The organism is Escherichia sp. MOD1-EC6162, from assembly GCF_002965125.1.
Classification (GTDB): Bacteria; Pseudomonadota; Gammaproteobacteria; order Enterobacterales; family Enterobacteriaceae; genus Escherichia; species Escherichia marmotae.
Genome location: NZ_PTSB01000017.1, coordinates 1 through 15,320 on the forward strand (window position 1 = coordinate 1; position 15,320 = coordinate 15,320).

A 15,320-nucleotide genomic window follows, 5' to 3' on the forward strand; every position below is an offset into this window, starting at 1 on the left:
CTGGCGGAGATAGCGCGGTGGTCCCACCTGACCCCATGCCGAACTCAGAAGTGAAACGCCGTAGCGCCGATGGTAGTGTGGGGTCTCCCCATGCGAGAGTAGGGAACTGCCAGGCATCAAATTTAGCAGTAAGCCGGTCATAAAACTGGTGGTTGTAAAAGAATTCGGTGGAGCGGTAGTTCAGTCGGTTAGAATACCTGCCTGTCACGCAGGGGGTCGCGGGTTCGAGTCCCGTCCGTTCCGCCACCCTAATTAGGGGCGTAGTTCAATTGGTAGAGCACCGGTCTCCAAAACCGGGTGTTGGGAGTTCGAGTCTCTCCGCCCCTGCCAGAAATCATCCTTAGCGAAAGCTAAGGATTTTTTTTATCTGTAATAAACTCATCCAAAGTAAAACCTTCTTCCGGCATCCTTGCCAGCTATTTTAATTAATACACATCATCCAGAACGTTAATTTTCAATAGATCGCGAATCAACGCGTGTTTATCACTATTTTGCAGCCATATAGCATAGAGAGGACGTGAAAGCGTTGTGCTGTCGACAACAGTATGCAATCCGCCTTTTTTGCGAGCCCAACTTACTGGTAGCCAGGTACAACAATTAAGCATTGCAATCTGTTGCTGTGCCAGTTCGGCAGAACTGGTTGTCAGGATTGGAACTTCATCAGCACCGATTAAACCGGCCTCATGTTGTTGAAAATCTGGCCCCCATTCCAGTCGCAGATAGTTAAGATCTCCTTTTAATTTAGAAGGGGTGCTGGCATAAAGTGCCAAAGTAAAATGCCCCAGCAACTGGCTACTAAACTCGTCCATTTTGGGCGCTTCAGTGGTAATAAGAAGATCAAGCTGACGTTCATGCAGTTGTTTTACCAGTGACTGCCGTTGGGCGATCCGCGCTTCGAACTGCAACCCTGTGTGGGCATCCTGATTTTGATACAAACGTCCCAGCCACTGATTAAGCATACATTCCCACAACGAGGCGCTGGCACCGATGGAGAACTCATTATGTCGTGAGGTATGTGCCACTTCCTTACGGGCGGCCTGCCAGGTACTCATGAGCGTTTCTGCATAAGGCAGGAGCTTTTCTCCTGCAGCGGTCAAACGGATATTATTCCTGTGGCGGGTGAAAAGGTTCACACCCAGTTGATTTTCCAGTTGCCTGATCCGAAAACTCACAGCTGATTGGGTCAGATAGAGCGATTCAGCCGCTCGACCAAAGTGACGTGTTCGGCTAACTTCCAGGAAAGTTTTTAACAATTCCGTATCCACAGTGCTCTCCGCAAAATTATTTGTCGTTATGATTTAAATGTTTTGTTTTACACTCTGTCAAGCGTAACTAATACTCCGCGCCATAACTAGCTCGGTCAAAGAATTAGGAGCGTGCAGGATGGCGGAAAGCTTTACGACGACTAATCGATATTTCGACAATAAACATTATCCACGTGGGTTCTCTCGTCATGGTGATTTCACCATCAAAGAGGCACAACTGCTTGAACGTCATGGTTATGCCTTCAATGAGCTGGATCTCGGTAAACGCGAGCCGGTGACCGAAGAAGAGAAACTCTTCGTAGCAGTATGCCGTGGCGAACGTGAGCCAGTGACAGAAGCAGAACGCGTGTGGTCTAAATATATGACGCGTATCAAGCGTCCAAAACGTTTTCACACTCTTTCCGGCGGTAAACCGCAGGTCGAAGGTGCTGAAGACTACACCGATTCCGACGATTAATAAAAAAGGGCGAAATGCCCTTTTTTTATGCCAGTAGTTTTTGCAAATGGATTAACAAGCGGTCGATAGCTCGATAGCTAACCGCCTCCTGCAGATGCGGGCGTGTGATGGTCTCAGACTGATCAATATCCGCAATGGTTCTTGATACTTTCAGTAACCGCTGCCAGGCACGAATAGATAATCCCAGATGGATCAGCGTTTCTTCCAGCCACTGTGCGTCTTCACTCTCAAGCTTGCAGAATTGTCGTATTTCTGGGCTATCCAGCCAGGCATTCAGTTTATTCTGCCGCTTAAATTGGCGCTCTCTGGCAGCTATTACGCGTTGTTTAACGGTGGCGCTGTTTTCCCCCAGAACTACCGCTTTACTCAGAATACCGGGCGGTGGGAGAGGGATCTCCAGTGAGAGATCAAAGCGGTCGAGAAAGGGACCTGAGAGTCGGTTGAGATAACGTAATGTTTGTTCTGGCGTACAGCGGTTATGGTTCCCCTGATAATGTCCGGTAGGGCTGGGATTCATCGCCGCGACAAGCTGGAAACGTGCCGGATAGGTTATTTTCGCTCGCGTGCGTGAAAGATGGATCTGGCCTGACTCTATGGGCTCCCGCAAGGCATCCAATGTACGCCGTTCAAATTCAGGTAGCTCATCAAGAAAAAGCACGCCGTTATGCGCCAGCGAAATTTCACCAGGCCCGGGAATTGCACCACCGCCAACCATCGCAGTTAACGACGCACTGTGATGTGGTGAACGGAACGGGCGTTGCCGCCACTGTTTTTGTACCGATTCGGCATTTACCAGACTTAATATCGCAGCACTCTCCAGTGCCTCTTCATTACTTAAATCTGGCAACAGACCATTAATACGGCTGGCGAGCATTGTTTTACCCGTTCCCGGCGGCCCAATCAGTAAAAGGTTGTGCCCGCCAGCGGCGGTAATTTCCAGCCCTCGCTTTCCTTGCTCCTGACCGACAACATCACTGAGATCATGTTGTAATACCCAGGATTCCGCATCTGTTGGTTTTGGGCGTTCGAGAGCATGTTTACCTTCCAGAAATGCACAGACCGCTTGTAGATGATCGGCTATCAGGCATCCTTCACCGTTAATTAGCCCTACTTCCGCTTCATTGTCTTTCGCGACGATAATCTTTCTGCCCGACTTAATAGCTTCAGTTGCACTGGAGATTGCGCCGGGAACGCCACGCAAAGCGCCTGTAAGCGCCAGTTCCCCAACTAATTCATATTCATCCAACTTATTGGCTGTAAGCTGTTCAGAGGCAGCCAGCAACGCAATGGCGATAGGTAAATCATATCTTCCACCTTCTTTCGGTAGATCGGCAGGCGCAAGATTTATGGTGATTTTTTTCGACGGATATTCATATCCGCTATTGATAATGGCGCTACGCACGCGATCGCGTGCTTCTTTTACCGTTGTTTCTGGTAAGCCCACCATCGTTAATCCGGGTAGACCTTTACTGATATGTACCTCAACAGTGATCGGCGGAGCGTTTACTCCCAGCGCGGCACGGGTATGAACAATTGACAGTGACATAAGTCCTCCTTAAGTCACCATTATGAACATAAGAGATCGCTGCTGTAGCCTGCTAAATTGTGTTATTTGGCGGTAGATTCCTGTTTATTTATGCAAAGTGATTTGAGTTGTATTAGCGATGGATTAACGCTCGCAAAAATGAGGCGTGCAAGAATTAGTCTTTAAGAAAGGGCAAGAATTATACGGAAATTGAATTTTTTTCATTCACTATTTTTTATATAAAAAACAATGGTTTTTATAGAAATTATTATATTTGTCATAAAAAGCGACCAAAAAATATCTTGTGCCATTCGCAAAATCTATGGTAACTCTTTAGGTATTCCTTCGAACAAGATGCAAGAAAAGACAAAATGACAGCCCTTCTACGAGTGATTAGCCTGGTCGTGATTAGCGTGGTGGTGATTATTATCCCACCGTGCGGGGCTGCACTTGGACGAGGAAAGGCTTAGAGATCAAGCCTTAACGAACTAAGACCCCCGCACCGAAAGGTTCGGGGGTTTTTTTTGACCTTAAAAACATAACCGAGAAGCAGACAATGAATAACAGCACAAAATTCTGTTTCTCAAGATTCAGGACGGGGAACTAACTATGAATGGCGCACAGTGGGTGGTACATGCGTTGCGGGCACAGGGGGTGAATACCGTTTTTGGTTATCCGGGTGGCGCAATTATGCCGGTTTATGATGCATTGTATGACGGCGGCGTGGAGCACTTGTTGTGCCGACATGAGCAAGGGGCGGCAATGGCAGCTATCGGCTATGCTCGTGCTACCGGCAAAACCGGTGTATGCATTGCCACGTCTGGCCCTGGTGCAACCAATCTGATCACCGGACTGGCGGATGCGCTGTTAGATTCTGTTCCGGTTGTTGCCATCACCGGTCAGGTGTCCGCACCGTTTATCGGCACCGACGCATTTCAGGAAGTGGATGTACTGGGATTGTCGTTAGCCTGTACCAAACACAGCTTCCTGGTGCAGTCGCTGGAAGAATTACCACGCATCATGGCGGAAGCGTTTGATGTCGCCAGCTCAGGTCGTCCCGGCCCGGTTCTGGTTGATATCCCAAAAGATATTCAGTTAGCCAGTGGCGATCTGGAACCGTGGTTCACCACCGTTGAAAACGAAGTGACTTTTCCACATGCAGAAGTTGAGCAAGCGCGACAGATGCTGACTAAAGCGCAAAAGCCGATGTTGTATGTCGGCGGCGGTGTCGGTATGGCGCAGGCTGTTCCTGCTCTGCGTGAGTTTCTCACGACCACAAAAATGCCTGTCACCTGTACGTTGAAAGGGCTGGGCGCAGTCGAGACGGATTATCCGTACTATCTGGGAATGTTGGGGATGCACGGCACCAAAGCGGCGAACTTCGCGGTACAGGAGTGTGATCTGCTGATCGCCGTGGGTGCACGTTTTGATGACCGGGTTACCGGCAAACTGAATACCTTCGCACCACATGCCTGCGTGATCCATATGGATATCGACCCAGCAGAAATGAACAAACTGCGTCAGGCGCATGTGGCATTACAGGGCGATTTGAATGCTTTGTTACCGGCATTACAGCAGTCGTTAAATATCAATGGCTGGCAGCAATATTGCGCACAACTGCGTGATGAACATGCCTGGCGCTACGATCACCCCGGAGAGGCTATCTACGCGCCGTTGTTGTTAAAACAACTGTCGGATCGTAAGGCTGCGGATTGTGTTGTGACCACGGATGTGGGACAGCATCAGATGTGGGCCGCGCAGCACATCGCCCATACTCGCCCGGAAAATTTCATCACATCCAGTGGGTTAGGCACCATGGGTTTCGGTTTACCAGCGGCGGTTGGCGCGCAAGTCGCGCGACCGAACGATACCGTTGTTTGTATCTCCGGTGACGGCTCTTTCATGATGAATGTGCAAGAGTTGGGTACCGTAAAACGCAAGCAATTACCGTTGAAAATCGTCTTACTCGATAACCAACGGTTAGGGATGGTTCGACAATGGCAGCAATTGTTTTTCCAGGAAAGATACAGCGAAACCACCCTTACCGATAACCCCGATTTCCTCATGTTAGCCAGAGCCTTCGGTATCCCTGGCCAACACATCACCCGTAAAGACCAGGTTGAAGCGGCACTCGACACCATGCTGAACAGTGATGGGCCATACCTGCTTCATGTCTCAATCGACGAACTTGAGAACGTCTGGCCACTGGTGCCGCCTGGTGCCAGTAATTCAGAAATGTTGGAGAAATTATCATGATGCAACATCAGGTTAATGTATCGGCTCGCTTCAATCCGGAAACCTTAGAACGTGTTTTACGCGTGGTGCGCCATCGTGGTTTCCATGTTTGCTCAATGAATATGGCCGCCGCCAGTGATGCACAAAATATAAATATCGAATTGACCGTTGCCAGCCCACGGTCGGTCGACTTACTGTTTAGTCAGTTAAATAAACTGGTGGACGTCGCACACGTTGCCATCTGCCAGAGCACAACAACATCACAACAAATCCGCGCCTGAGCGCAAAAGGAATATAAAAATGACCACGAAGAAAGCTGATTACATTTGGTTCAATGGGGAGATGGTTCGCTGGGAAGACGCGAAGGTGCATGTAATGTCGCACGCGCTGCACTATGGCACCTCGGTTTTTGAAGGTATCCGTTGCTACGACTCACATAAAGGACCGGTTGTATTCCGTCATCGTGAGCATATGCAGCGTCTGCATGACTCCGCAAAAATCTATCGCTTCCCGGTTTCACAGAGTATTGATGAGCTGATGGAAGCCTGCCGCGACGTAATCCGCAAAAATAATCTCACCAGTGCCTATATCCGTCCGCTGATTTTTGTCGGTGACGTTGGCATGGGCGTAAACCCGCCAGCGGGATACTCCACCGACGTGATTATCGCCGCTTTCCCGTGGGGAGCGTATCTGGGCGCAGAAGCGCTGGAGCAGGGGATTGATGCGATGGTTTCCTCCTGGAACCGCGCAGCACCAAACACCATCCCAACTGCGGCGAAAGCGGGTGGTAATTACCTCTCTTCCCTGCTGGTGGGTAGCGAAGCGCGCCGCCATGGCTATCAGGAAGGTATCGCGCTGGATGTGAATGGTTACATCTCTGAAGGTGCAGGCGAAAACCTGTTTGAAGTGAAAGATGGCGTGCTGTTCACCCCGCCGTTTACCTCATCCGCATTACCGGGCATTACCCGTGACGCCATCATCAAACTGGCGAAAGAGCTGGGAATTGAAGTGCGTGAGCAAGTTCTGTCGCGCGAATCACTCTATCTGGCAGATGAAGTCTTTATGTCCGGTACTGCGGCTGAAATCACGCCAGTGCGCAGTGTAGACGGTATTCAGGTAGGCGAAGGTCGTTGTGGCCCGGTTACCAAACGTATTCAGCAAGCCTTCTTTGGCCTCTTCACCGGCGAAACCGAAGATAAATGGGGCTGGTTGGATCAAGTTAATCAATAAATACAAAAATGGGATGGCACGCACCGTCCCATTTACGAGACAGACACTGGGAGTAAATAAAGTATGCCTAAGTACCGTTCCGCCACCACCACTCATGGCCGTAATATGGCGGGGGCTCGTGCGCTGTGGCGCGCCACCGGAATGACCGACGCCGATTTTGGCAAACCGATTATCGCGGTTGTGAACTCGTTCACCCAATTTGTACCGGGCCACGTCCATCTGCGCGATCTCGGTAAACTGGTCGCTGAACAAATTGAAGCGGCTGGCGGTGTTGCCAAAGAGTTCAACACCATTGCGGTGGATGATGGGATCGCCATGGGCCACGGGGGCATGCTTTATTCACTGCCATCTCGCGAACTGATCGCTGATTCCGTTGAGTATATGGTGAACGCCCACTGCGCCGACGCGATGGTCTGTATCTCCAACTGCGACAAAATCACCCCAGGGATGCTGATGGCCTCCCTACGCCTGAATATTCCGGTGATCTTTGTTTCCGGTGGTCCGATGGAGGCCGGAAAAACCAAACTGTCCGATCAGATCATCAAACTTGATCTGGTTGATGCGATGATCCAGGGGGCAGATCCGAAAGTCTCTGACTCCCAGAGCGATCAGGTTGAGCGTTCAGCCTGCCCAACTTGCGGCTCCTGCTCCGGGATGTTCACCGCCAACTCGATGAACTGCCTGACCGAAGCGCTGGGCTTGTCGCAGCCGGGTAACGGCTCACTGCTGGCAACCCACGCTGACCGTAAGCAATTGTTCCTTAACGCCGGTAAACGCATTGTCGAGCTGACCAAACGTTACTACGAGCAAAACGATGAAAGCGCCCTGCCGCGTAATATTGCCAGCAAAGCGGCATTTGAAAACGCCATGACGCTGGATATCGCGATGGGTGGTTCCACTAACACCGTTCTCCATCTGCTGGCAGCGGCGCAGGAAGCAGAAATCGATTTCACGATGAGTGATATCGATAAACTTTCACGCAAAGTCCCGCAGTTGTGCAAAGTTGCGCCGAGCACTCAGAAATACCATATGGAAGATGTTCACCGTGCTGGTGGCGTTATCGGTATCCTCGGGGAACTGGATCGCGCGGGATTACTGAATCGCAATGTGAAAAACGTGCTCGGTCTGACGTTGCCGCAAACGCTGGAACACTACGACGTCATGTTGACCCAGGATGATGCGGTAAAAAATATGTTTCGTGCAGGCCCGGCGGGTATCCGTACCACCCAGGCGTTCTCGCAGGATTGCCGTTGGGACTCCCTCGATGACGACCGTGCTAACGGTTGTATCCGCTCACTGGAACACGCCTACAGCCAGGACGGTGGTCTGGCTGTACTTTACGGTAACTTCGCGGAAAACGGCTGTATTGTTAAAACCGCGGGCGTCGATGACAGCATCCTGAAATTTACCGGTCCGGCGAAAGTGTATGAAAGTCAGGACGACGCGGTAGAAGCGATCCTCGGTGGCAAAGTTGTGGCAGGCGACGTAGTCGTGATCCGCTACGAAGGGCCGAAAGGCGGTCCGGGGATGCAAGAAATGCTCTACCCAACCAGCTTCCTGAAATCGATGGGCCTCGGTAAAGCCTGTGCACTGATCACCGACGGTCGCTTCTCTGGCGGCACCTCTGGCCTTTCCATCGGTCACGTCTCACCGGAAGCGGCAAGTGGCGGCAGCATTGGCCTGATTGAAGACGGTGACCTGATCGCCATCGACATTCCGAACCGCAGCATTCAGTTACAAGTAAGTGATGCAGAACTGGCGGCACGTCGTGAAGCGCAGGAAGCCCGTGGTGATAAAGCCTGGACGCCGAAAAACCGTGAACGTCTGGTCTCCTTTGCTCTGCGCGCTTACGCCAGCCTGGCGACCAGTGCCGACAAAGGTGCGGTACGCGATAAATCGAAACTGGGGGGTTAATAATGGCAGACTCACTACCCCTGTCTGGCGCACCGGAAGGCGCTGAGTATTTACGGGCGGTGCTACGCGCGCCGGTCTATGAAGCGGCGCAGGTCACGCCGCTGCAGAAAATGGAAAAACTCTCGTCGCGTCTTGATAACGTCATTCTGGTAAAGCGCGAAGACCGCCAGCCAGTGCACAGCTTTAAGCTGCGCGGCGCATACGCCATGATGGCGGGCCTGACGGAAGAACAGAAAGCGCACGGCGTGATTACTGCTTCTGCGGGTAACCACGCGCAGGGCGTTGCGTTCTCCTCCGCACGATTAGGCGTGAAGGCGCTAATCGTCATGCCAACCGCCACCGCTGATATCAAAGTTGATGCGGTACGCGGCTTCGGCGGCGAAGTGTTGCTTCACGGTGCGAACTTTGATGAAGCAAAAGCCAAAGCGATTGAACTGTCGCAGCAGCAGGGCTTCACCTGGGTTCCGCCATTTGATCATCCGATGGTGATTGCCGGACAGGGCACGCTGGCGCTGGAATTGCTCCAGCAGGACGCCCATCTTGATCGCGTATTTGTGCCGGTCGGCGGCGGCGGTCTGGCGGCGGGGGTGGCGGTGCTGATCAAACAACTGATGCCGCAAATCAAAGTGATAGCCGTGGAAGCGGAAGATTCAGCCTGCCTGAAAGCGGCGCTGGATGCAGGTCATCCTGTTGACCTGCCGCGCGTAGGTTTGTTTGCTGAGGGGGTCGCGGTCAAGCGCATTGGTGACGAAACGTTCCGTCTGTGTCAGGAGTATCTCGACGACATCATCACCGTTGATAGCGATGCCATCTGTGCGGCGATGAAAGACCTGTTCGAAGATGTGCGCGCGGTGGCGGAGCCGTCTGGCGCGTTGGCGCTGGCGGGAATGAAAAAATATATCGCCCAGCACAACATTCGTGGTGAGCGCCTGGCGCATGTGCTCTCGGGAGCTAACGTCAATTTCCACGGCCTGCGCTACGTCTCGGAACGTTGCGAACTGGGTGAACAGCGCGAAGCATTGCTGGCGGTGACCATTCCGGAAGAAAAAGGCAGTTTCCTTAAATTTTGCCAGCTACTCGGTGGGCGCTCGGTCACAGAGTTCAACTATCGCTTTGCAGATGCCAAAAATGCCTGCATTTTTGTCGGCGTGCGCTTAAGCCGCGGCCTTGAGGAGCGCAAAGAAATTTTGCAGATGCTCAACGAAGGCGGCTACAGCGTGGTTGATCTCTCCGATGACGAAATGGCGAAGCTACATGTGCGCTATATGGTCGGCGGGCGTCCATCGCATCCGTTGCAGGAACGCCTCTACAGCTTCGAATTCCCGGAATCACCGGGCGCGCTGCTGCGCTTTCTTAACACGCTGGGTACGCACTGGAATATCTCTTTGTTCCACTATCGCAGTCATGGCACCGACTACGGGCGCGTACTGGCGGCGTTCGAACTTGGCGACCATGAACCGGATTTCGAAACCCGGCTGAATGAGCTGGGCTACGATTGTCACGACGAAACCAATAACCCGGCGTTCAGGTTCTTTTTGGCGGGTTAGGGAAAAATGCCTGATGGCGCTTCGCTTATCAGGCCTACCCACGCGTCAACGTTATTTGTGGTTGGGTAAAATCTTCCAGAACGCCTCAATCAGCGGCTCATGTAGCCGCTTTTTTTGTGCGCAAACGCCCAGTTCAAACGGTGTTTTCTCATCGCTGCGATCAAGAATCATCACACGGTTGCGTACAGGTTCAGGACTATTATCCAACACAACTTCCGGTAACAATGCCACGCCACAGCCTAGCGCCACCATCGATACCATCGCTTCATGCCCGCCGACCGTGGCGTAAATCATCGGGTTGCTGATTTTATTGCGTCGGAACCACAGTTCAATGCGGCGGCGCACTGGTCCCTGATCGGCCATGATAAACGGCACCGTCGACCAGTCCGGCTTCTCTACAGATACCTGATTACGAACCGGGCAGGGCAGCGCAGGTGCGATCAGCACTACCGCCAGATTCTCCAGCATCGAAAATGCCACTGCACCGGGTAACGTCTCTGGCTTACCGGCAATCGCCAAATCCGCTTCGCCGGTGACAACTTTTTCCATCGCATCCGCCGCATCACCGGTGGTGAGCTTGATCTCCACCGACGGGTGTTCCGCGCGGAAGCGATCAAGAATCGGCGGAAGATGGCTGTAAGCAGCGGTCACCGAGCAGAAAATATGTAACTCACCAGAGAGCGACGGCCCTTGCTGGTCGATTGTGTGGCGCAGTTGCTGATATTGCAACAGCGTTTGCTGGGCGAAAACACGCAGCTCTTCGCCCGCTTCGGTCAGCGTTACCGTCCGATTATCGCGTATAAATAGCGGTTGGCCGAGATCTTCTTCCAGGCGCTGAATCTGCCGTGAAAGTGTCGATGGGCTGACGTGCATCGCCCGCGCGCTGCGCCCAAAATGACGGCTTTCCGCCAGATGTAGAAACATTTTCAGATCGCGTAAATCCACAGGCTCAGCCCTCGATTTTGACGTTGCAGAAATTGCAATGTGACGTTGTGAATATATCAATTTCCGCAATAAGTTTCCTGACATATAGTGAATTTAATCTCGCAAACGCGAACCGAACAATAAGAAGCACAACATCATGAGGAATCACCATGGCTAACTACTTCAATACACTGAATCTGCGCCAGCAACTGGCGCAGTTGGGTAAATGTCGCTTTATGGGCCGCGAAGAATTCGCTGACGGCGCGAGCTACCTTCAGGGTAAAAAAGTGGTCATCGTCGGTTGTGGTGCACAGGGTCTGAACCAGGGTCTGAACATGCGTGATTCTGGTCTGGACATCTCTTATGCCCTGCGTAAAGAGGCGATCGCTGAGAAACGCGCTTCCTGGCGTAAAGCGACCGAAAACGGTTTTAAAGTCGGCACTTACGAAGAGCTGATCCCGCAGGCGGATTTGGTGGTTAACCTGACGCCGGATAAGCAGCACTCCGACGTAGTGCGTTCTGTTCAGCCGCTGATGAAAGACGGTGCGGCGCTGGGTTACTCCCACGGCTTCAACATCGTAGAAGTGGGTGAGCAGATCCGTAAAGACATCACTGTGGTGATGGTTGCACCGAAATGCCCGGGCACTGAAGTGCGTGAAGAGTACAAACGTGGGTTTGGCGTACCGACGCTGATTGCCGTTCACCCGGAAAACGATCCGAAAGGCGAAGGTATGGCGATTGCCAAAGCCTGGGCTGCGGCTACTGGTGGTCACCGTGCGGGCGTGCTGGAATCCTCCTTCGTTGCGGAAGTGAAATCTGACCTGATGGGCGAACAAACCATACTGTGCGGTATGTTGCAGGCTGGTTCTCTGCTGTGCTTCGACAAGCTGGTGGAAGAAGGCACCGACCCGGCATATGCAGAAAAACTGATTCAGTTCGGTTGGGAAACCATCACCGAAGCGCTGAAGCAGGGTGGCATCACCCTGATGATGGACAGGCTCTCTAACCCGGCAAAACTGCGTGCTTATGCGCTCTCTGAACAACTGAAAGAGATCATGGCACCGCTGTTCCAGAAACATATGGACGACATCATCTCCGGCGAATTCTCCTCCGGCATGATGGCTGACTGGGCCAATGATGATAAGAAACTGCTGACCTGGCGTGAAGAGACCGGCAAAACCGCGTTCGAAACCGCGCCGCAGTTTGAAGGCAAAATCGGTGAGCAGGAGTACTTCGATAAAGGCGTACTGATGATCGCGATGGTAAAAGCAGGCGTTGAACTGGCGTTCGAAACCATGGTTGATTCCGGCATCATTGAAGAGTCGGCTTACTACGAATCACTGCACGAACTGCCGCTGATTGCCAACACCATCGCCCGTAAGCGTCTGTACGAAATGAACGTCGTTATCTCTGATACCGCCGAGTATGGTAACTACTTGTTCTCTTACGCCTGCGTGCCGCTGCTGAAACCGTTTATGGCAGAGCTGCAACCGGGCGATCTGGGTAAAGCTATTCCGGAAGGTGCCGTTGATAACGCGCAACTGCGTGATGTGAATGAAGCCATTCGCAGCCATGCTATCGAGCAGGTAGGTAAGAAACTGCGTGGCTATATGACGGATATGAAACGTATTGCGGTTGCAGGCTAAGCGGCTACATACGGTGCCGGATGGCGGCGTAAACGCCTTATCCGGCCTACAAAAAGTGCACGTTCTGTAGGCCTGATAAGCGCAGCGCCATCAGGCAAAAACCCGGTGTTCAAATGCACCGGGTTTTTTTGTTAGTTACGGTACAGCACCTTAATGATGTGATAGCCGAACTGGGTATGCAGCGGGCCGGTTGGCTCCAGTACCGGACAAGAGAAAACCACTTTATCGAATGCCGGAACCATCTGACCCTGGCGGAACTCACCTAAATCACCGCCGCGTTTGCCTGACGGGCAAATGGAGTGCTTCTTCGCCAGCTTGCCGAAATCAGCGCCGTTCTTAATCTGTTCCAGAAGTTCCAGAGCCAGTTTCTCTTCTTTTACAAGGATATGCAGTGCTGCTGCCGTTTTTGCCATGATCGTGCCTTGAGTGGTATGGATGAGGCTGGCTATACTACCACGCTGTTATTTTCCCCTCCCGACTTTCATTGAGCGATTTTTCTATGCGTCTAAACCCCGGCCAACAACAAGCTGTCGAATTCGTTACCGGCCCCTGCCTGGTGCTGGCGGGCGCGGGTTCCGGTAAAACTCGTGTTATCACCAATAAAATCGCCCATCTGATCCGCGGTTGCGGTTACCAGGCGCGACATATTGCAGCGGTGACCTTTACCAATAAGGCGGCACGCGAGATGAAAGAGCGTGTTGGGCAGACGCTGGGGCGCAAAGAGGCGCGTGGGTTGATGATCTCCACCTTCCATACATTAGGGCTGGATATCATCAAGCGCGAATATGCGGCGCTGGGAATGAAAGCGAACTTTTCGCTGTTTGACGATACCGATCAGATGGCGTTGCTCAAAGAGCTGACCGAGGGTCTGATTGAAGATGACAAAGTTCTCCTGCAACAGTTGATTTCGACCATCTCTAACTGGAAGAACGATCTGAAAACTCCGGCGCAGGCAGCGGCAGAGGCAAAGGGCGAGCGGGATCGTATTTTTGCCCATTGTTATGGACTGTATGATGCGCACCTGAAAGCGTGCAACGTTCTCGACTTCGATGACCTGATTTTGCTGCCAACGTTGTTGTTGCAACGCAATGAAGAAGTACGCGAACGCTGGCAGAACAAAATTCGCTACCTGCTGGTGGATGAGTATCAGGACACCAACACCAGCCAGTATGAACTGGTGAAACTGCTGGTGGGTAGCCGCGCGCGCTTTACCGTGGTGGGCGATGACGATCAGTCAATCTACTCATGGCGTGGTGCCCGTCCGCAAAATCTGGTGCTGTTGAGCCAGGATTTCCCGGCGTTGAAGGTGATTAAGCTGGAGCAGAACTACCGCTCTTCCGGACGTATTCTGAAAGCGGCCAACATCCTTATCGCTAATAACCCGCACGTCTTTGAAAAGCGCCTGTTCTCCGAACTGGGCTACGGCGCGGAGCTAAAAGTATTAAGCGCGAATAATGAAGAACATGAAGCCGAGCGCGTTACTGGCGAGCTGATTGCGCATCACTTCGTCAATAAAACACAGTACAAAGATTACGCCATTCTCTATCGCGGTAATCATCAGTCGCGAGTGTTTGAAAAATTCCTGATGCAAAACCGCATCCCGTACAAAATTTCCGGCGGTACTTCATTCTTCTCCCGCCCGGAAATCAAGGATTTGCTGGCTTATCTGCGTGTGCTGACTAACCCGGACGATGACAGTGCGTTCCTGCGTATCGTCAACACGCCGAAACGAGAGATTGGCCCGGCAACGCTGAAAAAGCTGGGCGAGTGGGCGATGACCCGCAATAAAAGTATGTTTACCGCCAGTTTTGATATGGGATTGAGTCAAACACTGAGTGGGCGTGGTTATGAAGCGTTGACTCGCTTTACTCATTGGCTGGCGGAAATCCAGCGTCTGGCGGAGCGGGAGCCGATTGCTGCGGTGCGCGATCTGATCCACGGCATGGATTATGAATCCTGGCTGTACGAAACATCGCCCAGCCCGAAAGCCGCCGAAATGCGCATGAAGAACGTCAACCAACTGTTTAGCTGGATGACGGAGATGCTGGAAGGCAGCGAACTGGATGAGCCGATGACGTTAACCCAGGTGGTGACGCGCTTTACTCTGCGCGACATGATGGAGCGAGGTGAAAGCGAGGAAGAACTGGATCAGGTGCAACTGATGACTCTCCACGCATCGAAAGGGCTGGAGTTTCCCTATGTTTTCATGGTCGGTATGGAAGAAGGATTTTTACCGCACCAGAGCAGCATCGATGAAGACAATATTGATGAGGAGCGGCGGCTGGCCTATGTAGGGATCACCCGCGCCCAGAAGGAATTGACCTTTACGCTGTGTAAAGAGCGTCGTCAGTACGGTGAACTGGTGCGCCCGGAGCCGAGTCGCTTCCTGTTAGAGTTACCGCAGGATGATCTGATTTGGGAGCAGGAGCGCAAAGTGGTCAGCGCGGAAGAACGGATGCAGAAAGGGCAAAGCCATCTGGCAAATCTGAAAGCGATGATGGCAGCAAAACGAGGGAAATAGTTAAGGGGCACGGAATTATCGCCGGATAGAATGCGTTAGCATCGCATCCGGCACAT

General features: G+C 52.3%; 14 protein-coding genes, 2 tRNA genes and 1 rRNA gene. 13 read left to right on the top strand and 4 right to left on the bottom strand.

Annotation, left to right across the window (positions count from 1 at the left end; translation table 11 throughout):
* The 3 genes from rrf to A9587_RS14840 all read left to right on the top strand — a co-directional run bounded on the left by rrf (nt 1) and on the right by A9587_RS14840 (nt 330).
* Nucleotides 1-115 (top strand): 5S ribosomal RNA (rrf, locus tag A9587_RS14830).
* 54 nt (nt 116-169) lie between these two features.
* Nucleotides 170-246: transfer RNA gene (locus A9587_RS14835), tRNA-Asp, on the top strand.
* Nucleotides 247-254: 8 nt separating this feature from the next.
* Nucleotides 255-330 (top strand) — tRNA-Trp (locus A9587_RS14840).
* 95 nt (nt 331-425) lie between these two features.
* On the opposite strand, the gene hdfR is transcribed toward A9587_RS14840, so the two are convergent.
* Nucleotides 426-1,265: an HTH-type transcriptional regulator HdfR gene (gene hdfR, locus A9587_RS24870; protein WP_000379233.1), complete on the bottom strand. Its 840-nt coding sequence runs from the start codon at nt 1,263-1,265 to the stop codon at nt 426-428.
* A gap of 118 nt (nt 1,266-1,383) precedes the next feature.
* Here hdfR and maoP point away from each other — a divergent pair, with 118 nt between their 5' ends.
* Nucleotides 1,384-1,722, top strand: a complete 339-nt coding sequence (maoP, locus tag A9587_RS14850) for a macrodomain Ori organization protein MaoP (protein ID WP_000841001.1) — start codon at nt 1,384-1,386, stop codon at nt 1,720-1,722.
* A gap of 25 nt (nt 1,723-1,747) precedes the next feature.
* Here maoP and A9587_RS14855 read toward each other — a convergent pair whose 3' ends face one another.
* Complete coding sequence (locus tag A9587_RS14855; RefSeq protein WP_000059010.1) at nt 1,748-3,268, bottom strand: YifB family Mg chelatase-like AAA ATPase; 1,521 nt, start codon at nt 3,266-3,268, stop codon at nt 1,748-1,750.
* A gap of 350 nt (nt 3,269-3,618) precedes the next feature.
* On the opposite strand from A9587_RS14855, the gene ilvL reads away from it, so the two are divergent.
* From ilvL to ilvA, 7 genes are all read left to right on the top strand, one after another.
* Complete coding sequence (ilvL, locus tag A9587_RS14860) at nt 3,619-3,717, top strand: ilv operon leader peptide (RefSeq protein ID WP_001311244.1); 99 nt, start codon at nt 3,619-3,621, stop codon at nt 3,715-3,717.
* Nucleotides 3,718-3,803: 86 nt separating this feature from the next.
* Nucleotides 3,804-3,854, top strand: coding sequence for a peptide IlvX (gene ilvX, locus A9587_RS14865; RefSeq protein WP_001387183.1), 51 nt, complete (start codon nt 3,804-3,806; stop codon nt 3,852-3,854).
* Between the two features lie 2 nt (nt 3,855-3,856).
* Nucleotides 3,857-5,503 (top strand): acetolactate synthase 2 catalytic subunit, encoded by a 1,647-nt coding sequence (gene ilvG, locus A9587_RS14870; RefSeq protein ID WP_001012639.1) that lies wholly within the window; start codon nt 3,857-3,859, stop codon nt 5,501-5,503.
* The gene (gene ilvM, locus A9587_RS14875; RefSeq protein ID WP_000983255.1) at nt 5,500-5,763 is read left to right on the top strand and encodes an acetolactate synthase 2 small subunit; all 264 of its coding nucleotides are present in this window, start codon (nt 5,500-5,502) and stop codon (nt 5,761-5,763) included. Before ilvG ends, ilvM begins: the two co-directional genes overlap by 4 nt.
* Before the next feature lie 19 nt (nt 5,764-5,782).
* On the top strand, nt 5,783-6,712 hold the full coding sequence (gene ilvE, locus A9587_RS14880; protein WP_000208520.1) for a branched-chain-amino-acid transaminase: 930 nt from the start codon (nt 5,783-5,785) through the stop codon (nt 6,710-6,712).
* Nucleotides 6,713-6,775: 63 nt separating this feature from the next.
* Complete coding sequence (ilvD, locus tag A9587_RS14885) at nt 6,776-8,626, top strand: dihydroxy-acid dehydratase (protein WP_105263905.1); 1,851 nt, start codon at nt 6,776-6,778, stop codon at nt 8,624-8,626.
* 2 nt (nt 8,627-8,628) lie between these two features.
* Complete coding sequence (gene ilvA / locus A9587_RS14890) at nt 8,629-10,173, top strand: threonine ammonia-lyase, biosynthetic (protein ID WP_000785507.1); 1,545 nt, start codon at nt 8,629-8,631, stop codon at nt 10,171-10,173.
* Nucleotides 10,174-10,224: 51 nt separating this feature from the next.
* Here ilvA and ilvY read toward each other — a convergent pair whose 3' ends face one another.
* Nucleotides 10,225-11,118, bottom strand: a complete 894-nt coding sequence (gene ilvY, locus A9587_RS14895; RefSeq protein WP_000365754.1) for an HTH-type transcriptional activator IlvY — start codon at nt 11,116-11,118, stop codon at nt 10,225-10,227.
* 149 nt (nt 11,119-11,267) lie between these two features.
* Between ilvY and ilvC the strand changes: the two genes are divergently transcribed.
* Nucleotides 11,268-12,743 (top strand): ketol-acid reductoisomerase, encoded by a 1,476-nt coding sequence (gene ilvC / locus A9587_RS14900; protein ID WP_001517409.1) that lies wholly within the window; start codon nt 11,268-11,270, stop codon nt 12,741-12,743.
* A gap of 131 nt (nt 12,744-12,874) precedes the next feature.
* Here the strand turns inward: ilvC and ppiC are convergent, their stop codons facing one another.
* Nucleotides 12,875-13,156 (bottom strand): peptidylprolyl isomerase PpiC, encoded by a 282-nt coding sequence (gene ppiC / locus A9587_RS14905; RefSeq protein WP_001140258.1) that lies wholly within the window; start codon nt 13,154-13,156, stop codon nt 12,875-12,877.
* Nucleotides 13,157-13,242: 86 nt separating this feature from the next.
* On the opposite strand from ppiC, the gene rep reads away from it, so the two are divergent.
* The gene (gene rep / locus A9587_RS14910; protein ID WP_001238901.1) at nt 13,243-15,264 is read left to right on the top strand and encodes a DNA helicase Rep; all 2,022 of its coding nucleotides are present in this window, start codon (nt 13,243-13,245) and stop codon (nt 15,262-15,264) included.
* The last annotated feature ends 56 nt before the right edge of the window (nt 15,265-15,320 follow it).